This is a genomic window from Phocaeicola plebeius DSM 17135 (assembly GCF_000187895.1).
In the GTDB taxonomy this organism is placed as follows: domain Bacteria; phylum Bacteroidota; class Bacteroidia; order Bacteroidales; family Bacteroidaceae; genus Phocaeicola; species Phocaeicola plebeius.
Map to the genome: position 1 here is coordinate 539495 of NZ_DS990130.1, position 22335 is coordinate 561829.

At 46.2% G+C, this 22335-nt stretch carries 15 protein-coding genes, 7 tRNA genes and 1 other RNA gene; 21 read left to right on the forward strand and 2 right to left on the reverse strand.

What is annotated here, in order from left to right:
• The first annotated feature begins 35 nt into the window (after window positions 1-35).
• The 18 genes from BACPLE_RS10365 to BACPLE_RS10450 all read left to right on the forward strand — a co-directional run bounded on the left by BACPLE_RS10365 (window position 36) and on the right by BACPLE_RS10450 (window position 17067).
• Window positions 36-3056, forward strand: coding sequence for a GH92 family glycosyl hydrolase (locus BACPLE_RS10365; RefSeq protein ID WP_007561623.1), 3021 nt, complete (start codon window positions 36-38; stop codon window positions 3054-3056).
• 7 nt (window positions 3057-3063) lie between these two features.
• Window positions 3064-3612, forward strand: a complete 549-nt coding sequence (locus tag BACPLE_RS10370) for a hypothetical protein (protein ID WP_148374588.1) — start codon at window positions 3064-3066, stop codon at window positions 3610-3612.
• A gap of 49 nt (window positions 3613-3661) precedes the next feature.
• A complete protein-coding gene (mazG, locus tag BACPLE_RS10375; protein WP_040312837.1) occupies window positions 3662-4450 on the forward strand; it encodes a nucleoside triphosphate pyrophosphohydrolase in 789 nt (262 codons plus the stop codon).
• Between the two features lie 142 nt (window positions 4451-4592).
• Entirely contained in the window at window positions 4593-4865 is a 273-nt protein-coding gene (locus BACPLE_RS10380; RefSeq protein ID WP_040312982.1) for an ACT domain-containing protein, read from the forward strand.
• 17 nt (window positions 4866-4882) lie between these two features.
• Entirely contained in the window at window positions 4883-6247 is a 1365-nt protein-coding gene (locus BACPLE_RS10385) for a PFL family protein (RefSeq protein ID WP_007561637.1), read from the forward strand.
• Window positions 6248-6623: 376 nt separating this feature from the next.
• Window positions 6624-9542, forward strand: a complete 2919-nt coding sequence (locus BACPLE_RS10390) for a SusC/RagA family TonB-linked outer membrane protein (RefSeq protein ID WP_235777930.1) — start codon at window positions 6624-6626, stop codon at window positions 9540-9542.
• Window positions 9543-9566: 24 nt separating this feature from the next.
• Window positions 9567-11249 (forward strand): RagB/SusD family nutrient uptake outer membrane protein, encoded by a 1683-nt coding sequence (locus BACPLE_RS10395; protein WP_007561639.1) that lies wholly within the window; start codon window positions 9567-9569, stop codon window positions 11247-11249.
• A 238-nt stretch (window positions 11250-11487) separates the two neighbouring features.
• Window positions 11488-13842: an ATP-dependent helicase gene (locus BACPLE_RS10400; RefSeq protein ID WP_007561640.1), complete on the forward strand. Its 2355-nt coding sequence runs from the start codon at window positions 11488-11490 to the stop codon at window positions 13840-13842.
• A 12-nt stretch (window positions 13843-13854) separates the two neighbouring features.
• Window positions 13855-15021, forward strand: coding sequence for a carboxynorspermidine decarboxylase (nspC, locus tag BACPLE_RS10405; protein WP_007561641.1), 1167 nt, complete (start codon window positions 13855-13857; stop codon window positions 15019-15021).
• Window positions 15022-15405: 384 nt separating this feature from the next.
• Window positions 15406-15478 (forward strand) — tRNA-Gly (locus BACPLE_RS10410).
• Between the two features lie 34 nt (window positions 15479-15512).
• Window positions 15513-15596, forward strand: a tRNA-Leu gene (locus tag BACPLE_RS10415).
• A 28-nt stretch (window positions 15597-15624) separates the two neighbouring features.
• Window positions 15625-15708: transfer RNA gene (locus BACPLE_RS10420), tRNA-Leu, on the forward strand.
• A gap of 8 nt (window positions 15709-15716) precedes the next feature.
• A tRNA-Gly gene (locus BACPLE_RS10425) sits at window positions 15717-15792 on the forward strand.
• A 33-nt stretch (window positions 15793-15825) separates the two neighbouring features.
• Window positions 15826-15906 (forward strand) — tRNA-Leu (locus tag BACPLE_RS10430).
• Window positions 15907-15915: 9 nt separating this feature from the next.
• Window positions 15916-15991: transfer RNA gene (locus BACPLE_RS10435), tRNA-Gly, on the forward strand.
• 18 nt (window positions 15992-16009) lie between these two features.
• Window positions 16010-16082 (forward strand) — tRNA-Gly (locus BACPLE_RS10440).
• A gap of 133 nt (window positions 16083-16215) precedes the next feature.
• A complete protein-coding gene (locus tag BACPLE_RS10445; RefSeq protein WP_007561644.1) occupies window positions 16216-16431 on the forward strand; it encodes a hypothetical protein in 216 nt (71 codons plus the stop codon).
• 30 nt (window positions 16432-16461) lie between these two features.
• The gene (locus BACPLE_RS10450) at window positions 16462-17067 is read left to right on the forward strand and encodes a riboflavin synthase (RefSeq protein WP_007561645.1); all 606 of its coding nucleotides are present in this window, start codon (window positions 16462-16464) and stop codon (window positions 17065-17067) included.
• 70 nt (window positions 17068-17137) lie between these two features.
• On the opposite strand, the gene BACPLE_RS10455 is transcribed toward BACPLE_RS10450, so the two are convergent.
• Window positions 17138-18454: a YihY/virulence factor BrkB family protein gene (locus BACPLE_RS10455; RefSeq protein WP_007561646.1), complete on the reverse strand. Its 1317-nt coding sequence runs from the start codon at window positions 18452-18454 to the stop codon at window positions 17138-17140.
• Window positions 18455-18477: 23 nt separating this feature from the next.
• Window positions 18478-18840: RNase P RNA component class A (gene rnpB, locus BACPLE_RS18615), an RNA gene on the reverse strand.
• A 303-nt stretch (window positions 18841-19143) separates the two neighbouring features.
• Here rnpB and BACPLE_RS10460 point away from each other — a divergent pair.
• From BACPLE_RS10460 to BACPLE_RS10470, 3 genes are all read left to right on the forward strand, one after another.
• Window positions 19144-20640, forward strand: coding sequence for a trypsin-like peptidase domain-containing protein (locus tag BACPLE_RS10460; protein WP_007561647.1), 1497 nt, complete (start codon window positions 19144-19146; stop codon window positions 20638-20640).
• A 256-nt stretch (window positions 20641-20896) separates the two neighbouring features.
• The gene (locus BACPLE_RS10465; RefSeq protein WP_007561648.1) at window positions 20897-21757 is read left to right on the forward strand and encodes a sigma-70 family RNA polymerase sigma factor; all 861 of its coding nucleotides are present in this window, start codon (window positions 20897-20899) and stop codon (window positions 21755-21757) included.
• Between the two features lie 165 nt (window positions 21758-21922).
• Window positions 21923-22330 (forward strand): hypothetical protein, encoded by a 408-nt coding sequence (locus BACPLE_RS10470; RefSeq protein ID WP_040312840.1) that lies wholly within the window; start codon window positions 21923-21925, stop codon window positions 22328-22330.
• Window positions 22331-22335: the final 5 nt, after the last annotated feature.

Here is a 22335-nt window from a genome sequence, read left to right on the forward strand (position 1 = left end):
TTAGCTTCCAAAAGTATCAATCTAATAAATTTTATATGAACATGAATATATTTCCCAGGCTGTTTACCGTTATGTTTGTGGCTGGTTTGGCCGGCATGGGTTATGCAAATCCTGCTGCGCAAGGCAGGCCTTCTTCTGAAGATATAGAAGTGGTTGTACATCGTGGAGCAAATTTTTTAGCTCCGGAAAACACGTTGCCTTCTGCACGGGCTGCATTGAAATATGGAGCCGAATGGATAGAATTGGATGTACGTAAAAGTAAAGATGGAGTGTTGTATAATCTTCATGATGAAACCCTCGACCGTACTACGGATGGGCATGGGCCAATTCATTTGGTTACCTCTTCTGAAATAGAGCGGTTGGATGCAGGTTCATGGTTCGGCCCTGCTTTCCGGGGTCTTAAGGTGCCGCGTATTGAAACCATGCTGGATTCTTTGAAGGGAAAGGCCAATGTGTTTTTTGATGTGAAAAAAGGAACTCCGGTTGCTGATTTGGTAAAGCTGGTGCGTGCTAAAGGATTCGAAAAGAATAGTTTCTTTTGGTTTGCCGATGCAAAAATGGTTCCGGAGTTTGTCAAACTGGCTCCTGAAATGAAGATAAAGGTAAATGCATCGGATATAGAAGGAATTAAAAAATGGCAGGCTGTATGTCGGCCTTCGTATGTGGAGATTGAACCGGAAAACATTACTAAGAATCTTGTAAATTATTGTCATAAAAATGGCATATTGGTAATGGCTGCTATACAAAACGGGAATGAGGAGGCTTACAAAAAAGCCATTCAGGCACAGCCGGATTTAGTGAATATCGACCAGCCTGAGCTTTGGGCACGTGTGGTAGCTGAAAGCGAAGGGGAATATGTAGCACCTTTGTCGCAATATGTCGATCCGCGTATCGGTTCTGAAGGACTGGGACGTGTGTTTATCGGGCCGTCGTGTCCGTATGGCATGGTAAAGCCTTCACCTGATTGTACACCTTCTCCTAATAGTGGATGGTTACCTATGCCGGAGCGGGTAGACGGATTTGCTCAGGTGCATGTCAGTGGTACGGGAGGAGGTCCTAAGTATGGAAATGTACTGGTTACTCCGTTTGGAAATGGTATGGACCGGGTCAACCATTATGACTACCGTGAGTATGAAACCATCCGGTTAGGATATTATGATACGCAGTTCAAGCAGAATGGTATCCGTACGGAAATCACTACTGCCAATCGCGCTTCTTTCTATCGTTTTACGTATCCGGAAGATTCTTTGAAATCGCTGGCAGTGGATGCAGGTTTCTTCTTGGGAGAAAATCCAGTGCCGGATGCACGCGAGGCTCAGCAGTTTGTCGGTTCTGAAATTCAGGTGCTTTCCGACCATGAAGTTGCTGGTTATACACGTATTCGTGGCGGATGGAACAACGGAAAGGCTTATACGGTATATTTCTATGCGGAGACAGACCGTCCGTTTGTGCAGTCGCTTACCTGGAAAGGAAACCGTATTACGGAGGCACAGTCGCAGTATGACTCTGCAGAAAAGACAGGTGCCTTGTTGCGCTTTGCGAAGAATGACAAAGTGGTACAGTTGAAGGTGGGTATTTCTTTCCTGAGTATGCAGAAGGCAAAAATCAATGCGCATTCTGAAATTCCTCACTGGTCGTTTGAAAAGGTGCATCAGGATTTGTTAGGACAGTGGGAGCAACTTCTTCAGAAAATAGAAATCAATCCGTCGACTCCGCTTGCAAAGAAACGCATGTTCTATACCGGACTGTATCACACCATGCTGATGCCAGTAGACCGTACGGGCGAGAATCCGCTGTGGAGTGATCCGGAACCTTATTACGACGATTTTTATGCTATCTGGGATACATATCGTAGCTCTTCTCCTTTGATTACCTTGATTGACCCGAAACGGGAGGCCGATATTGTACGTTCGCTGGTAAATATTTACAAACGTGATGGTTATATGCCCGATGCGCGTAGCGGTAACAGCAACGGTCGTACACAGGGTGGTTCGAATGCGGAAATTGTGATTGCCGATGCCTTTGTGAAAGGATTAAAAGGAATTGATTATGAACTAGCATTGGAAGCCATGCTGAAGGACGCTACGGTGCCTCCCGGTGGAAATGAAGAGGCAGAAGGCCGAGGCGGACTGATTCCTTATCTGGAATTAGGCTACATACCTCATGGTGTTGACCGTGCTGGCAACCGTACGGTAGAATATTCTTATTGTGATTATGCCATTGCGTTGGTGGCTAAAGGCTTGGGTAAAGAAGACCTGTATCAGCGTTATTTGAAGCAGTCGGAAAACTGGAAAAACTTGTGGCGTGGTGACTATGAACATGAAGGGGCGAAAGGCTTTATCATGCCGCGCGACAAGGAAGGAAACTGGTTGGATTCTATTCCTTTCGGTCATTCCACTCGCATGCAGCCGAAGTTTAAATACACACCGGTTACCTTCGAAGGACCATGGTACACTCCTTGGTGGAGCATGTTCTTCTATGAAGCCAGTTCATGGGAATATTCGTTGAGCATTCCGCACGATGTGCCGGGGCTGATAGAGAAATGTGGCGGGGCAGCCGATTTTGAAAAACGACTGGACATTTTCTTTGATAAAGGTTTCTTCAATGTGAACAACGAACCGTCTTTCCTGACACCTTGTCTGTATCACTGGCTGGGTAAACCCTGGCGCTCAAGCGACCGTATCCGTGAGATTATTGCAAAGAACTATAACGACGGTCCGGTAGGTTTGCCGGGTAATGATGACTCAGGTGCCATGTCTTCTTGGCTGGCATTCCACATGATAGGCTTGTATCCGAATGCCGGACAGGATTATTACCTGATTCATACACCGCTACTGACCTCTACGACTTTCCATCTGGAAGGAGGAAAAGAGTTTAAGGTCGTGGCCGAAGGACTTTCGGATAAAAACTGTTATATCCAGGGTGTGACATTGAATGGAAAAGACTATCCATATTCTGTTTTGCGTCACAAGGATATAATGGCCGGAGGTGAGCTGGTTTTGAAAATGGGAAAGAAGCCCGGAAGCTGGGGAAAGGAACTGGGATTGGATAAATAAGATGCGTATGAAAAAAAGATATTTACTTGGATTTTTAACGGCATGTCTGTGGAGTACGGGCATGCTGTCTGCACAGACTGCCGTATCGGATACATTGAAGTTTGTGTTCAAGTTGCATGGTCAGACACGCCGTTATCAGGTAGTTTTCTGTCAGCAGGGAGAGAATATACAGATGAACTGGGGTATTGAACGCAACCTGCATTGGCAGTCGGGCAGTTACACCATGACACCGGAAGCCTTGAAAAACGGAAAGCAGTTGTGTTTCCTGCAGCCGGAGGACGGAAATCACCTGACGCTCTCATCTTTGGAAACAGCGTATGTGTTACCTCAGAGTGCATTGCAGCAGTTGAAAGAAAAGGGAAGTATGGAGTTTAACCGGACGGTGTATGACCGGGTAGCCGATGAATCGGAAAAGAATGCCGGACGTCCGTTATTGCATGTGGTAGACCGTCATGAAGGGGGTGAGATGTGGATATGGGACAATCCGTCTCTACCCGTGGTGTGGCGCATGAAAAACAACCCGCTGGAAATAAACTGGCAGGTGGAAGTGAAATAGGATTTGCTTTTTTGTCGTACCTTTGCAGGGTAAAACAGAAAAATAGAAAATCATGCATACAAGAGAAGAAAAGATGGAAGCGTTCGGACGCCTGCTCGACGTGCTGGACGAGTTACGGGTGAAATGTCCGTGGGACCGTAAACAGACCAATGAAAGTTTGCGTCCGAACACGATTGAAGAAGTGTATGAACTCTGTGATGCCCTGATGAAGGACGACAAGAAAAATATTTGCAAGGAATTGGGCGACGTATTGCTTCACGTGGTATTCTATGCCAAGATTGGCAGTGAAACGGGCGATTTCGACATTAAGGATGTGTGCGATAAGTTGTGCGACAAACTGATTTTCCGCCATCCGCATGTATTTGGCGAAGTGAAGGCGGATACGGCAGAAAAAGTGTCTGAAAACTGGGAGCAGATTAAGTTGAAGGAAAAAGACGGTAATAAGTCTGTATTGAGCGGGGTACCCGATGCCCTTCCTTCATTGATTAAAGCGTATCGCATTCAGGACAAGGCTCGCAATGTAGGGTTTGACTGGGAAGAACGTGAGCAGGTATGGAGCAAGGTGAAGGAAGAAATAGGCGAGTTTGAAGCAGAGGTAGGTCAGATGGACAAAGAGAAGGCAGAGGCCGAATTTGGTGATGTAATGTTCAGCCTGATTAATGCGGCTCGCTTGTATAAAATCAATCCGGACAATGCGCTGGAGCAGACAAACCAGAAGTTTATCCGTCGCTTTAATTACCTGGAAGCGCATACCATTAAGGAAGGAAAGAATTTGATGGATATGTCGCTGGAAGAGATGGATGCTATTTGGAACGAAGCAAAGGCGAAAGGTCTGTAAAGGAATCGGTGGGTACCTGCAAAATGTCATTCTTTTTGTGAAAACGCAACTTTCTTGAAAATAATTCTTTTGAAAAGGTGACACATGGAAAGAATTGTCTACCTTTGTGGGGCATAAACAACAATTTATTTTAGAAACAATGGTGAACAAAGCTATTATTACAGTGGTGGGTAAGGATACGGTAGGTATCATTGCTCAGGTGTGTACTTATCTGGCAGAAAATAAAGTGAATATTCTGGATATTTCGCAGACCATCGTGCAGGAGTATTTCACAATGATGATGATTGTGGATATGACCAAGCTGGAAAAGCCTTTTGAACAGGCAGTGAGCGAACTGGCGAATATCGGTTCTGGCATTGGGGTACAGATCAAATGCCAGCGTGAAGAAATTTTTGACAAAATGCATCGTATCTAATAAAAACGGGAAACGGTATGATTAATATAACTGAGGTTCTTGAAACCAACAAGATGATAGAGCAGGAGAACCTGGATGTACGTACCATTACTATGGGTATTAACTTGCTGGATTGTGCGGACAGTAACCTGGAGGTGCTTTGTCAGAATATATATAATAAGATTACCGGTCTGGCAAAGAATCTGGTGCAGACGGGTGAGGACATTTCCAAGGAATTTGGAATTCCTATCGTAAACAAGCGTATCTCGATTACGCCTATTGCACTGGTGGGAGGAACGGCTTGCAAGACTCCGGATGATTACGTGCAGATTGCCAAGACGCTGGATAAGGCTGCGGGCGAACTGGGTGTAAACTTTATCGGAGGATATTCGGCTATCGTATCGAAAGGTATGAGTCGTAGCGATGAGTTGCTGATTCGTTCCATTCCGAAGGCTTTGGCTTGTACAGAACGTATTTGTAGTTCTGTGAATGTAGGTTCTACCAAGACCGGCATCAACATGGACGCAGTGAAACTGATGGGTGAAATCATCAAGGAAACGGCGGAAATGACGAAAGAACGTGACTCATTAGGCTGTGCCAAACTAGTAGTGCTTTGCAATGCTCCGGATGATAATCCGTTTATGGCCGGTGCTTTTCATGGTGTTTCAGAACCGGATGCCGTTATCAATGTGGGTGTCAGTGGTCCTGGTGTGGTGAAATATGCCTTGGAACAGATTCGTGGCAAAAGCTTTGAAGTACTTTGTGAAACTATCAAGCGCACGGCGTTCAAGATTACGCGTGTGGGGCAGCTGGTGGCACAGGAAGCTTCTCGCCGTTTGAATGTGCCGTTTGGTATCATCGACCTTTCGTTGGCTCCAACTCCGGCAGTAGGTGACAGTGTGGCAGAGATTCTTCAGGAAATCGGATTAGAATATCCGGGTGCACCGGGAACAACGGCTGCCTTAGCCCTGCTGAACGATCAGGTGAAGAAGGGTGGCGTAATGGCTTCTTCTTATGTGGGCGGACTGAGTGGTGCGTTTATTCCGGTCAGTGAAGACCAGGGAATGATTGATGCGGTTGTGGCTGGGGCCTTGACTATCGAAAAACTGGAAGCCATGACGTGTGTATGCTCTGTAGGGTTGGATATGATTGCCATTCCGGGAAGTACTTCGGCGGCAACTATCTCAGGAATGATTGCTGATGAATCGGCCATTGGTATGGTCAACCAGAAAACGACGGCAGTGAGAATCATTCCGGTAGTAGGAAAGGAAGTGGGCGATACGGTAGAGTTCGGCGGATTGCTGGGCTATGCACCGGTAATGCCGGTCAACCGTTTCAGCTGTGAAGCTTTTGTGAATCGTGGCGGACGAATTCCTGCTCCGATTCACAGTTTCAAGAACTGATTTTACGGATATACAAAAATAAAGGAAATCAGCCAGCTCTCATAAAGGGAACTGGCTGATTTTTCTTTATATAGCTGCTTTTAAACATACGAACTGAAGAGATAAAAAATGATTTATCGCTTGTGCAAGACATAAAAAAGCTATTTCTTTGCAGCAGACTAACTAACCTATTTGAACACATTGAAGTATTTGGTGCTATCACTTCTCTTTTAAGGCATGCTATACTTTAATGGTTAACCTTTAATTTATCATGAAATAAATCATGAAAGAACAATTTTCTTGTCAAGAGACAAAGTCTCTTTGGGGAAGGAGACTGTTACAGTCTGTCCCTATTACTCTCAGTTTGTTTGTTGCAATTGGTTCTACAGCCGAATTAATGGCTGCCAATGTAGCTGAGTCGGCTGTTTCACAGCAGGTTGCACAGTTTAGCGGAAGTGTGGTCGATGTAAATGGTGAACCACTGATTGGCGTGAATGTGCTGGAAAAAGGAACTACAAACGGAACCATCACCGATTTTGATGGAAAATTTACCTTAAATCTATCTTCTCCGAATGCCGTACTGGTATTTTCTTACATTGGTTATGTAACACAGGAAATTTCGGCTAAGAATCAGAACGAGTTGAAAGTTGTGCTGAAGGAAGATGCAGAGAAACTGGATGAAGTGGTTGTTATCGGTTATGGTGCCGTACGTAAGGCTGATGTGGCTGGTGCGGTGGCCGTATTGGATAATAAAAGCTTCAAGGACCAGCCCATTACGCAAGTCTCTGATGCATTGCAGGGCCGTGTGTCGGGTGTGCAGGTAGAAAACAGTGGTGTACCGGGAGGAAGCGTAAAGATTCGTGTGCGTGGTTCTGGTTCTATCAACAAGAGTAATGATCCGTTGTACGTTGTCGACGGAATTGTGCGTGAAAGCGGTCTGGATGGCATCAACCCGGAAGATATTCAGTCTATGCAGGTGCTGAAAGATGCTTCATCTACGGCCATATACGGTTCGCGTGGTTCCAACGGTGTGGTATTGGTTACTACAAAGACCGGTAAAGCGGGAGCTTCACAGATTACTTTGGACGCTTCGTTTGGAGTGGCTAATGTGTATAAGCGTTATGACTTGTTGAACACACGTGAGTATGCTCAGGCACTGGTAGATGCCGGAAAGAAAAGCAAGGATGAAATGTCGGCTTATCTGGATGGTTCCAATCCGGGAATCGACTGGCAGGATGAGATTTTCCGTACGGGTATTACACAAAACTATAAAGTGTCATTATCCAGTGGAAATGAGAAAACGCAGTATTATCTGTCTGGTAACTATATGAGCCAGACGGGTGTAGTTATCGAATCCAAGAATGAACGTTACCAGGCAAAGGCCAATGTGACTTCGCAGATTCTTCCGTGGTTGCATGTCACGACAGACATCAATGCTTCACACAGCATCCGAAAAGGCGGCTCGTTTGTAACCGGAAAAGATAACCCAATCTGGATTGCGATGAATTATTCTCCGACTATGCAGATGATGGATGGCAATAATTACGCGAAAGACCCGATCAATGCCATTGCCAGCAACCCGGTAGGTATTCTTCGGTTGCACGGTGGAGAAACGATGACCAATGTGCTGACCGGACATGTGGACCTGCGTTTTAACCTGGCAAAAGGACTGACCTTTACTACGACCAATGGTGTGGATTATTATGATGCGAAGTCTTATAGTTTTGCTTCCAAGCGTGTTAATCCATCCAATAGCATGGGCAATAATGATACCTATCGCATGATGTTGCAGAGTTCGAATAATTTTACTTACATGGGAAAATGGAACAAGCATTCACTCACTGCTACAGCCGTGTACGAAGTAACCAAGTATGAAGAGCGTCTGATGGGTATTTCCGGGAAAAATCTTTTGACCGAATCGGTCGGATGGTGGGATGCCAGTATGGCACAGAGCCGTGACGTAAGCAACGGCATACAGAACTGGGCACTGGTTTCCGGCGTGGGACGTGTGATGTACAACTACGGTGACCGTTATCAGCTGACCGGAACTTTCCGTGCGGATGGTTCTTCACGCTTCTCAAAAAATAAATGGGGTTTCTTCCCTTCAGTGGCTGCTGCCTGGACGATTAGCAATGAAAAGTTCATGAAGAATGTCAAGGCCGTGCAGGATTTAAAACTCCGTGCCAGCTTCGGTATTGTGGGTAATCAGGCCATTGACCCTTACTCTACATTGGGATTGATGACGCAGACCAAATATAATTTTGGTACCAGCAGTGACTACGTAGGATATTGGGCTAACGACATTGCCACTCCTGACCTGACATGGGAGAAGACCCGTCAGTTTGATATTGGTTTGGATTTTGCCATGTTCAATTACCGTTTGTCTGTGAGTGTGGACTATTTTGACAAGCGTACGACCGATGCTCTGTTGAAAAAGACGATGCCGAGTTATAAAGGTGGTGCCAGCTATTGGGTAAACGACGGCGAAATCAGCAACCGGGGTGTGGATATATCTTTGATAGCCCATTTGATTCAAAATAAAGATTTTACATGGTCTACTACTTTAAACGGAACTTACTTGAAGAACCGTGTGGAAAAACTGGCTGGTGGTGAGAATGACTTCTTCTTCGGGTCTAAACCGGCATCGGGTATGGTAGATGAAGCGACGATTATCAAACCGGGATATGCAATCGGTTCTTTCTATGGATATGTGTGGACCGGACTGGATGAATCGGGTAAGGATACTTACCTGGATATGGACGGCAATGGAGCGATTGACGGAGCCGACCGCCAGGTAATAGGAAAGGCAACACCTGACTTTACTATTGGCTGGAACAATACGCTGACCTGGAAGAATTGGGACCTGAACCTGTTCTTTAACGGAGCATTTGGAGTAGACAGACTGAATCTGGCACGCTTTACTATGGCTTCAATGGTGGGAGACTCCCGATTCATTACCTTGCGTGAGGCTTATACCGAAAACTTTGATAAGGTGGGACAGTCGGCCATGTATCCGGGATTAAAGGTGACAGGAAATAACTATCAGGCCGTATCTACCAAGTGGGTGGAAGATGCAAGCTATGTAAGACTGGAAAACATCAGCTTGTCGTATAACCTGCCGAAAAAGGTGGCGAAATTTGCTGACATCCGCTTCACGTTGAGCTGCCAGAATCTCTTTACCATTACCGGTTATAAGGGCATGGACCCTGTGGGAACTACTTTCTCTAACAGCAATGTGGACGTAGATGCCGGTATTGACATGGGAGCTTATCCTACTCCTCGCACTTTTACCTTTGGTGTGCGTATGAATTTTTAACCTTTAATCAAAACTAGATGTGACATGAAAACAAAAATATTTTTAGGCTGTATGATGACGGCCTCACTGCTGACCGTTTCTTGTGCAGACTTGCTTCAGGAGGACCCTCGGGGCAAACTGACACCTGAAAGCTATTTCAGTACGCAGGAAGAATTGAACATGAGTGTGTATTCATTGTATAGCAAGGTGAATGCATCGCAAACTCGTACGAATCCTCAGTATCCCCAGTGGCAGGGAGATGACATTACGACCAACCCGGGAAGTAACAAGCAGGCTGCGGCCGAAATAGATCGTTTTGCTCCTGTAAACTCGAATAAGGGAGTAAAGGACTGCTGGGCCGACCATTATGCCATTATCAAGGCTGCCAATTTCATTATTTTGAATGCTTCAAAGACGCCAACCGATGAGACTTCTATGAAACAGGCCATTGGTCAGGCTAAATTCTGGCGTGCGTATGCTTATTTTACGCTGGTACGTCTTTTCGGTGACATCCCTTTGACACTGGATAATGAAAATGATGACTTTACCATGAGTCCCAGTCCTGTGGAAAAAGTGTATGAGCAGATTGTAGCCGACTTGACTTCAGAGGAATGCGAAAGTCTTCCTGAAAGTTACAAGGATGCACCGGCATTCATGAACGGAGTCAATGTATATGTCACGAAGGCTGCTTTGCAGTCTACACGTGCTGCCGTGTACATGGCAATGGCTGGATGGCCGTTGGAAAAGGGAGCTTCATATTATGCGAAGGCTGCTGAAGAAGCGAAGAAAGTGATTGAAGGCGCCCAAAACGGTACTTATGACATCCGCATGGATGATAATTACTACGACGTGTATGCCATGAGCAATAACTACAACAAGGAAACGATTCTCGGTATCAACTATTCTCCGAATGTAGACTGGGTACAGGATTCACAGCTTACCTCCTGCAATCAGTTTGAGTCAATCGGCGGATGGGGAGATGCATGGGGAGAAATCCGTTTCTGGAAGAGATTCCCTGAAGGACCGCGTAAGGATGCCATTTATGATCCGCAGATTCTGAAGCCCAATAAGGACGGAAATGGCTATGAACTCCACGACTGGTATGAAAAGTCGGGCGAAGGCTGGGTATTTCCGGAATGTCATCCGATGTTCAGTGTCTTTTCTGTGAACTGGGATCCGGCTTCCAAGGCCAATATAGATGCTCCTTATGATTATACTCTTCCTGCAAGTCAGAATATGTGTAACGGCCACCGCCATCGCCTGATTCGTTATGCGGAAGTGAAACTGTGGTATGCTGAAGCTGCGGCACGTGCCGGTGAAGCGGATTTAACGCTGGCCAGACAGTGTCTGAAGGATGTGCGTAAGCGCGGAATGGTGGGCGATACCTATGGCAGCAAGAAAAAAACGTATGCAGATGACGGTTCTTGGAAAGTCATTAACGGTGTGGATATTGACCAGATGAACGCCTCACAACTGGCTGAGGCTGCTTTCGAAGAACATGGATGGGAAGTCGCTGGTTACTGGGTGGCATTGGTAACGCGCCGTGCGGACCAGTTCCGTATGAAACTGCTTCAAAAAACATTTGAAGAACGTGTAGGGAATCCGGAAGTAGAAGTAGCTCCGGGTGTGAAGGTGAAAGAAGGTGTGGAAGTGAGCGGTACGTGGAGTGACAGCAAGGTGTACATGCCTTATCCAGACACCGATTCTGCCAAGAATCCGAACCTTTGATCAGGTGTATGTAGTTAAGACAGAATTGTCCGAGAGACAATAAAAAGAGGGAGGCTTTGCCGGATTTGACAGTCGGTAAGCCTCCCTTTCTTTATAACCTTAATACGATGGTAATTGTTTTACTGTACCAACTACTATAACACCTCAAAGGGGGAAATTGTTTAAGGGGAGAGTCGAAAAAAGTGTTAGGACACTGACGGATTTGTGCTATCTTTGTGGCGGATTTATTTTGACCTGTATGACAGACTATTTGAATGAACTGAATGAAAGTCAGCGCGAGGCGGTATTGTACAATGAAGGCCCTTCGCTGGTGATTGCCGGAGCCGGTTCCGGAAAGACCCGCGTGCTGACATACAAGATAGCCTATTTGCTGGACAACGGTTATGAGCCGTGGTCTATTCTGGCCTTGACCTTTACCAATAAGGCTGCCCGTGAAATGAAGGAGCGTATCGCCCGTCAGGTAGGGCAGGAACGTGCCCGTTATCTTTGGATGGGGACTTTCCATTCTATTTTTTCACGGATATTGCGGGCCGAGGCTGAGGCGCTGGGTTTTACTCCTAATTTTACAATTTACGATGCGACGGATTCCAAAAGTCTGGTGAAAACTATCATAAAAGAAATGAACCTGGACGATAAGGTTTACAAGCCGGGGATGGTGCAGGGCCGCATCAGCAATGCCAAGAATCACCTGGTGCTGCCGGAGGCATACGCGGCAAATGCCGAACTCATAGAAGCTGACCGGGCTGCGAAGGTGCCTCTGTTGCATGAAATCTACCTGCGTTACTGGAACCGCTGCCGGCAGAGTGACGCGATGGACTTTGACGACCTGCTGCTGTACACCTATTTGTTGTTCCGTACTCGTCCGGATATATGTGATAAATATGCGGCGCGTTTCCGTTACATCTTAGTAGATGAGTATCAGGACACGAATTTTGCACAGCACAGCATCGTACTCCAGCTTACGCAGAAACACCAGTTTGTGTGTGTAGTAGGTGATGATGCCCAGAGTATCTATTCTTTCCGTGGAGCTAACATCGATAATATCCTGAATTTTACCCGTACATACAAAGATGCACGGTTGTTTAAGTTGGAGCAGAATTACCGCTCCACGCAGACCATCGTGAATGCGGCGAACAGCCTGATTGCGAAAAACCGCGACCAGATTCAGAAGGAGGTGTTCTCCGAGAAAGACAAGGGGGAACCTATCGGCGTGTTTGCAGCTTATAGCGATGTGGAAGAAGGAGAAATCGTGACCAACAAGATTGCGCAGTTGCATGCCAAGTCGGGATATGCTTATCATGATTTTGCCATTCTTTACCGTACTAATGCACAGAGCCGTATTTTTGAGGAAGCTTTGCGCAAGCGCAGTATACCCTACCGTATTTATGGAGGACTTTCGTTTTATCAGCGGAAGGAAGTGAAGGATGTGGTGGCTTATTTCCGTCTGGCGGTGAATCCGCACGATGAAGAGGCTTTCAAGCGTGTCATCAACTATCCGGCACGAGGAATTGGGAATACCACATTGGGCAAGTTGACCGAAGCGGCCGGACGTTGTGAAGTGAGTTTGTGGAAAGTGCTTTGCGAACCGCTGAGCTACGGAGTGGAACTGAATAAAGGAACCTATACCAAGTTGCAGGGATTCCGCGACCTGATTTCGGAATTCGTTACTTTGGCTCGTGAGCAGGATGCCTATACGTTGGGTATGGAACTGGTGAAACGTTCGGGAATCATGGCAGAGATTTATCAGGACCGTTCGCCGGAGAACATGAGCCGTCAGGAAAATATAGAGGAACTGGTGAACGGTATGCGCGATTTCTGCGACGGCCGTCAGGAAGAAGGAAACCCACATGTGCTTTTGTCGGATTATCTTTCAGAGATTGCCTTGCTGACCGATCAGGATGAAGAGCAGGGGGAAGCGCAGCCGAAGGTGACACTGATGACCATTCACTCCGCCAAGGGGTTGGAGTTTCCGAATGTGTTTGTGGTGGGACTGGAAGAAAATCTGTTTCCGAGTCCGCTGTCATCTGCTTGCTATCGGGCACTCGAGGAAGAGCGCCGTCTGTTTTATGTGGCAGTGACACGGGCTGAAGAGCACTGTTACTTGTCGTACGCCAAGAGCCGTTTCAAATACGGGAAGATGGAGTTCTGTAATCCGAGCCGTTTCTTGAAAGATATTGACGTACGTTACCTGCAGGTGCCGCAGGAGGAACTGATGGGTACACGCATCGAAGAAAAGGCCAGCCGTTTCCGGAAAGAAGCCAGCCGTGCATCTTACGAACGCGAACCTCGCGAAACGGGTCCATCTATGTTTGATGGCGGGCCGATGCCGGAAGAACCTCATCGCTTTGTGCCTCCTCGTACGCTTCGCCGTATACCTGATGCGAGTCCTTCGGCAGCTCCGGCCGGTCCGTCAGCAGGGGGACTTTCTGCCGGTATGTGGATAGAGCATGAACGCTTCGGCAAAGGGGAAGTGACTCGGGTGGAAGGCAACGGAGACAACTGCAAAGCTACCGTACAGTTCCAGCACGCCGGCGTAAAACAGCTGCTGCTGAAATTTGCCCGTTTTAAGATAATTGATTCAAACACTAAATAACAGAGAAAAAGAATGATAAAAGACTGGGATAAGATACCTTCTCCGTGCTATGTCATGGAAGAAGATTTATTGAGAAAGAACCTGACGCTGATTAAGCATGTGGCCGATACGGCGGGAGTGGAAATTATTCTGGCATTTAAAGCCTTTGCCATGTGGAAGTCGTTCCCTATTTTCCGGGAATACATCCGTTATACCACGGCCAGTTCGGAATACGAAGCACGGTTGGCTTTCGAAGAGTTCGGCAGTAAGGCGCATACTTATTCGCCGGCCTATACCGCACAGAACTTTCCTGCCTTTCTGAAGTACAGCAGTCACATCACGTTCAACTCCCTGTCGCAGTTTGAGCGTTTTTATCCGCTGGCAAAGGCGTATCCGGAGCATGTGTCATGTGGCATCCGTGTCAATCCCGAATATTCGGAAGTGGAAGTAGAGCTCTATAACCCTTGTGCGCCGGGCACACGTTTCGGAGTAACGGCCGACCTGCTTCCGAAGCAGTTGCCCGAAGGTATTGAAGGTTTCCACTGTCATTGTCATTGTGAGTCGAGTTCTTACGAGTTGGAACGCACGCTCCAGCATATTGAGGAAAAGTTCAGCCGCTGGTTCCCTCAGTTGAAATGGTTGAATCTGGGTGGAGGTCATCTGATGACACGTGCCGATTATGACGTAGACCATTTGATAGGCTTGCTGCAGGGATTGAAATCACGCTATCCGCATCTGCAGATTATTCTGGAGCCTGGTTCGGCTTTCACCTGGCAGACTGGCCCGCTGGTGGCATCGGTAGTAGATGTAGTAGAAAGTCGGGGGATACGGACGGCCATTCTGGATGTGAGCTTTACCTGCCACATGCCCGACTGTCTGGAAATGCCTTATCAGCCGCGGGTGCGTAATGCCGAATCTCTTCCGGCTGAGGCGGTGAAAACAGCTGCTCGGGAAGAACATGTCTACCGGTTGGGAGGAAACAGTTGCCTGAGTGGTGATTATATGGGCAGTTGGAAATTCGACCACGAATTGCAGGTAGGAGAGCGAATCGTATTTGAAGACATGATTCATTATACGATGGTCAAGACAAATATGTTTAACGGTATCCATCATCCTTCGATAGCCCTGCTCCATGCGGATGGAGAACTGGAAGTATATCGCACTTTCCATTACGAGGATTATCGTGACCGGATGTGCTAATTTGGATGGTAAAATAGTCTTTTTTTAAACGCTTAGGTATTCGTGAAAAAAGGCCTAAGCGTTTTGATTCAAACGCAAGTGCGTTTGAGTCAAAACACAAGGACGTTTGATTTGAAACGCAAGTACGTTTTCAGTCAAATGTCCTTGTGTTTTTTAGGCTGTTGAAATATGCTTTTTGAAACAGTTCTAAGAGCCTTTCGAAACGTTCATTTACAAGGAGTTTTAATCGGAAAAAGGGTAGGCAGATACCTTAATGGGGCCTGTGAAGCCAAAGAAATTTGTCACTTTTTTCAAAAAAAGATAGTCGATAATTTTGGTAGTTTCGAAAAAAGGACTACCTTTGCACTCGCAATCGGGAAAATGATGAACGGTTGTAGAAACAATGCGGAAATAGCTCAGTTGGTAGAGCATAACCTTGCCAAGGTTAGGGTCGCGAGTTCGAGTCTCGTTTTCCGCTCAGTGAAAGAAAAGAGTTGCGCGAAAAAAACAATGCCCAGGTGGCGGAATGGTAGACGCGCACGTTTCAGGTGCGTGTGTCGAGAGGCATGCAGGTTCGAGTCCTGTTCTGGGCACCACGAAAACAATTCTTTTCTTTTCCTTTTTGGAGGAATGGCGGAATTGGTAGACGCGCCACTTTGAGGGGGTGGTGACAGTTATGTCGTGTGAGTTCGAGTCTCATTTCCTTCACCGAAAATGCGGAAATAGCTCAGTTGGTAGAGCATAACCTTGCCAAGGTTAGGGTCGCGAGTTCGAGTCTCGTTTTCCGCTCCAGCGTTTGTTGCGCGAAGGTCGAAAGACCGTAATGCCCAGGTGGCGGAATGGTAGACGCGCACGTTTCAGGTGCGTGTGTCGAGAGGCATGCAGGTTCGAGTCCTGTTCTGGGCACTACATTTTGCGGAAATAGCTCAGTTGGTAGAGCATAACCTTGCCAAGGTTAGGGTCGCGAGTTCGAGTCTCGTTTTCCGCTCCATTTGATTTTTAAATTTTTGCGGAAATAGCTCAGTTGGTAGAGCATAACCTTGCCAAGGTTAGGGTCGCGAGTTCGAGTCTCGTTTTCCGCTCGCAGGAGAAAGCAACGCAGGTTGTTTTCTCTTTTTTTATGCATTTTTCTTGCAGGAAATTTTTTGTATATCTGTTGCGGGTATTATGAGGAATTTGATATATTTGCGCCTGCAATTAAGAAAATGAAGAAACATGACAACGTATGATATTTATTTCTCGGACGGCAGTTCGAGCGACAATAAGGGGTTTTCTATCAAGACCCCGGAAAAGGCCATTCACATGGCGGAAGACATGTTGGTGAAGGGCAACAGCTACATTGAAGATTACGCAGGCGGAGTGATTTCGGTCGTATCTTCCGGCGGAGAAACCGTATGGAGCAGCCCGATTCCCGAGTCGAAAAAGAAATGACACAGTTTATATTTTTAAAACCATAAGATTATGTTTTCTGGAATAGTAGAGGAATATGCAGAAGTCGTGAAGGTGGTAAAGGATCAGGAAAACCTGCACCTGACATTGAAATGTTCGTTTGTGGATGAGCTGAAAATTGACCAGAGTGTATCACATAACGGGGTATGTCTGACGGTAGTCAGCATCCAGGACGGTACTTATACGGTAACGGCCATGAAGGAAACCATTGAACGCTCCAATATCGGTCTGCTGGCTGTAGGCGACAAGGTGAATGTGGAACGCAGCATGATGATGAACGGACGGCTGGACGGTCATATCGTGCAGGGACATGTGGACCAGACTGCAGTCTGTACGGCGGTTGATGATGCGCAGGGAAGCTGGTATTTCACCTTTAAGTATAACTTTGACAAGGAGATGGCAAAACGCGGATACTTTACGGTAGACAAAGGTTCTGTCACGGTGAACGGTGTCAGCCTGACAGTCTGCAATCCTACATCGGATACGTTCCAGGTAGCGATTATTCCTTATACTTACGAGCATACCAATTTTCATACAATCAAGGTGGGCAGTGTGGTAAATATCGAATTTGATATTATTGGTAAGTACCTGAGCCGTATGATGCAGCTTACAGAGTGATACTTTCAAATTATATAACTTCAAGGCGCAGCTTTTTGGAACGATTTCCGAAAGCTGCGCCTTGCGTTTCTTATAGGTCTTTGAGCAGTACCTCACTGCTTTTTTCTGTAAATTCTTTGCGGGCCTGTATCAGGGTTTGCCAGGCTGTAGAATAATGTCCCGGGTCAATTTTGAAATCTTCCGCTCCATTGGCGTCCAGCTGGCTGAGGAGGGTGCCTACGCTTAACCGGTGGATGTCTATTCCTGGAAGATATTGAGGGTCGCGGGATTTTTCTTCTCCGCCGGCACCGGCTTCATAAATCAGTCGCATATCCTGCAATTCATACAGAATACTTTTTGTCAGGCGGATTGGAATCTTGTGTTCTTTGCTCAGGGCTTCTGCCGTGTAAGGCCGGCCGCCAGTGGCGAACCGTTTGCAGATAGAACTCAAAATGATGGTGCAGAAAAAGTCGTGAAAACGTCGGCTGATATTGGCTGTTTCCTTTCCGAAGTTGAAGGTGGATATGTTCTGGCTGATGTAGCTCATTTCGGCTCCGAACAGACAGATGCTCCAGGATATTTGTGTCCACAAAAGGAACAGAGGAATGGCCGCAAAGCTTCCGTAGATGGCATTGTAATTAGAAACCCATATCTGGCTATTGATGTAGAAATACTGAAAGGCTTGGAAAGCACTTCCTGCCAGAATACCCGGTAGCCAGGCGTGTGCCAGCTTGACTTTCGTGTTGGGCATGAAGATGTAAAGTCCGATGAACATTCCCCAGATAAGGGCATAGGGGATAAGGCGGACGAAGAATTTCAGAACCGGGGCCAGTACCATGAAGTTCTGCAATTCTTTGACATAGGTGCTCATGAAGATGGACAGACCGCTGGAGATAACGAGCAGTACCGGTAGCAGCAGAATCAAAGAAGAATAGTCGGTAATCTGCCGGAACAGACCGCGTGGCTTCTTTACTTGCCAGATGGCATTGAAACTGCGTTCGATGTTGTCAATCAGTAGCAGGACGGTTCCTAATAACATAATGAGGCCCACACCGATGAAAACTCCGCTTTGTGCATGTTCCAGATAGGAATTAATCCAGCTGATAACAAGTTCAGCCTGCGCACCTGTTACCCCGCTGCGGAACTGTGATTCAATCAAGGTGTCGAATCCGAACCCTCTGGCTATGGCGAAAAGCAAGGCCAGGATGGGGATGATGGAAAGCAGGGTGCTGTAGGTCAGCGCTGATGCACGCACCACAATACGGTCATTGATAAACTGGTTGATGGATAAGTAAATAATCTTAAGACAGGTGTATACTTTCCATTGGAGGTGAGAAACTTCCTCTTCCCGGATGCGCCAGATACCGTCGTCCAGAAAGTGAATCAGTGATTTGAGTCGTGCGTTCATGGTGGATTGGTTTTAATGAAAAAGAAAGCAGCCGGTCTATAAGCCGGGTTCTGTCACCCTGCAAGCAGGGGAGTCTGTCATTTATCTACTCCTGCCGTCACCGACAGGCTCTAGCGGTCCACCCTCCGACGTGGGGCGAGCAACCCTCGTTAATGCCGGTTTACATGACCTTACAACTCCTAAGATGCACAGCCCGCATATCGCTATGCGGCTGGTAGGCTCTTACCCTACCTTCTCACCCTTACCTCCGGGTGGAGGCGGTTATTTTCTTCTGCATTACTCTACCCTTACGGACAGCTTTCTGTTAGGAAGTAGGATGCTCTGCGTTGCCCGGACTTTCCTCTTTTACTATATAATAATGTACCAGCGACAGACCGACCGACTGCTTTCTTCGTGCAAAGGTACGCAAATAAACGGAATTTGTGCTATAATTGTCAGGATTCTTTTGATTCGGGTGTTTGGGGAGCTGTCAGAACGGGCCGGACGAATTGTCAGCGTTGTCACTATTTCACTGGTAATGAATGTAAATTTGTCAGATATGCCAGTTAACTGCGGTTAATGCCCTTGTTTTCATTGTTAAAAGACGGAAAAAAGAATAGGGTAAGAGTACAATCGTATGGATTTTGTTCTACTTTAGCAAATGAAAAGTTAAAACAACGTCGAAATTAACATTTAAAACAATAGAAGATATGAAAACAATAACTAAGTTTGCGATTGGTTCTGTGGCAGTCGTTGCTTTGAGTGCCGGAGTGGCAGGGGTTACAGCGTATGCCATGATGGAGAAAAATCAGGATAATACTTCTTTTTATGAAAGTTTTGAAACGGCATCTCCTTTACGTACCGCAGCGTTCGATGCTTCCAGCATGCAGCCGGTAGACTTGACTAAAGCGGCAGAGAGTACGTTGAATTCCGTTGTACATATCATGTCTATCCAGCGTAGCAAGATACAGACTATTCAGGGACAACCGGATATTTTTGACTTCTTCTTCGGTGACGGTAGAGGACGTCAGCAGCAAGTACAGACTCCGGAACAGAGAGGTTTCGGTTCGGGTGTCATCATCTCAAAGGATGGTTACATCGTAACGAACAACCACGTGATTGACGGAGCGGATGAAATCAACGTGAAGTTGCACGACGGACGCGAAATGAAAGGTCGTGTCATCGGTACTGACCCGACTACTGACCTGGCACTTGTAAAGATTGAAGGAGATGATTTCCCGGCTATTGTGGTAGGTAACTCTGACAACCTGAAAGTAGGTGAGTGGGTACTGGCAGTAGGTAACCCGTTCAACCTGGGTTCTACAGTGACTGCCGGTGTGGTAAGTGCGAAGTCTCGTGGACTGGGAGCTAATCAGGTAGAATCTTTCATCCAGACCGATGCGGCTATCAATCAGGGTAACAGTGGTGGTGCATTGGTTAATGCGAAAGGTGAACTGGTAGGTATCAATGCCATGCTGTATTCTCCGACTGGTGCTTATTCAGGATACGGTTTCGCTATCCCGGTAAGTATCATGACCAAGGTGGTAACCGACTTGAAACAATATGGTACCGTACAGCGTGCTTTGCTGGGTATCGGTGGTCGTGACATGGGTGATGAAAGGTATCCGGATGAAATCAGAAAAGAACAGAAGGAACTGGGAGCTACTGAAGGTGTACAGGTAGTTGAAGTAACTGAAGGTGGTTCTGCCGACGGATTCTTGCAGAAGAACGATGTGATCCTGAAGTTGAATGACAATAAGGTGAAGACGATGGCCGACCTTCAAGGCTTGCTGGCTAAGTATCGTCCGGGTGACAAGGTGAAAGTTACCGTATTGCGCGACAAGAAAGAAAAGACCTTTACCATCACGTTGAAGAACTCTCAGGGAACAACCAAGGTGGTAAAACAGGCAGATATGGAACTTCTGGGAGCAGCTTTCCGTGCCGTACCTAATGAACTGAAGAAACAGTTGAACTTAGGCTATGGAGTTGAAGTGACCGGTATTGATAACGGAAGAATGAAAGACAGCGGTATCCGTAAAGGTTTCATTATTCTGAAAGCCAACGGCAAGCAGTTGCGCACCGTACAAGATTTGGAAAGTGTAATGAAAGAGGCTTCTCAGTCACCCGATCAGGTACTGTTCATGACGGGAGTTTATCCTTCAGGAAGACGTGCCAATTATGCGGTAGACTTGTCACAAGCTGAATAAAAGATATTACTAAGGTAAAAAGAATTGGAAAGAAAAGGCGTTTCGATTGCCGAAGCGCCTTTTTGATGTTTATTTGCCTTGTATTTTTCATGAAGATGAACAATCAGACGGTTTAGTCTGTTGTCCTTTATGGCAGATGGTTAACAAAAAGAGAGTAAGTTTGTCTGTTTAAGAAATTTATAGATTCTTTCTTTGGAAATCTGCCGCCTAAATAAAATTAATTTTGTACTTTTGTACCCAAATCATTTTATATAGAATGAGACAGTTAAAGATTACTAAAAGTATCACTAACCGAGAGAGTGCTTCTTTGGATAAGTATTTGCAGGAAATCGGTCGTGAAGATTTGATTACTGTAGAAGAGGAGGTAGAACTCGCTCAACGTATCCGTAAGGGTGACCGTATTGCTTTGGAGAAGCTTACGCGTGCTAATTTGCGATTTGTGGTGTCTGTGGCCAAACAGTATCAGAACCAGGGATTGAGCTTGCCTGACTTGATTAACGAAGGTAACCTGGGTTTGATTAAAGCTGCTGAAAAGTTTGATGAAACTCGTGGATTCAAATTTATCAGTTACGCCGTTTGGTGGATTCGTCAGTCTATTCTTCAGGCACTGGCTGAACAGTCGCGTATTGTGCGTTTGCCGTTGAATCAGGTAGGTTCACTGAACAAAATCAGCAAGGCGTTTTCCAAGTTTGAGCAGGAAAACGAGCGTCGTCCTTCACCGGAAGAACTGGCCGATGAACTGGAAATCCCGGTAGACAAGATTTCGGATACGCTGAAGGTTTCCGGTCGTCACATTTCAGTGGATGCTCCTTTTGTGGAAGGAGAGGACAACAGTCTGCTGGACGTGCTGGTGAACGATGATTCTCCTATGGCCGACCGCTCCTTGGTAAATGAATCACTTTCGAGGGAAATTGACAGAGCACTTTCTACGCTAACCGAAAGAGAGAAGGATATTATCCAGATGTTTTTCGGTATTAACACGCAGGAAATGACGTTGGAAGAAATCGGCGACAAGTTTGGGCTCACACGTGAGCGTGTTCGTCAGATTAAGGAAAAGGCAATTAGAAGATTAAGACAAAATTCTCGTAGTAAGCTGCTCAAATCTTATTTGGGATAAGGTAGAGATTGATTTCCAAAAAAACAGAAGAGATGTATGAAGGTTAGCTCAGACCTTGATACATCTCTTTTTGTATGTAGAAAGGCTTTTTCTTTGTTAATTTATATGTCTTCTTTCGGTTTTTACGCATAATTGTGTACTTTTGCCCTCATAAATCGATAAATTATGCGTTATACAAAGTTTTTCTGTTTTCTGTTAATGATGGTATTTGCTGCTTCTGCATTCAGCAAGCGGCCGAAAGATAAGAACAAATATGGAGTTTATTTGGCAGGCGTTTCTGCTTCATTTACTGATTCACTGGTGTATTTTACTGACGTGCAGTATCTGGATAGTGCAGCTGTAGATGATAAAGGAATGCTCATTGGCCGTGCATTGTACAGCATCCAGTTGAAAGACTATTTGGAGCAGAAACAGAATGGGAAGAACCGTACTTGTTTCATGTTTTTCAGCCGTAAAAAGAAAAACGTGCAGAAGGAACTGAAGAAATTGAAGGAAAAATATACCAAGGGTGGCTCATTGTTCCTTCAGGATGTGAATGCAGAATTTAAGTTTGAGAAGCCTGATTTTGAATAATGCAG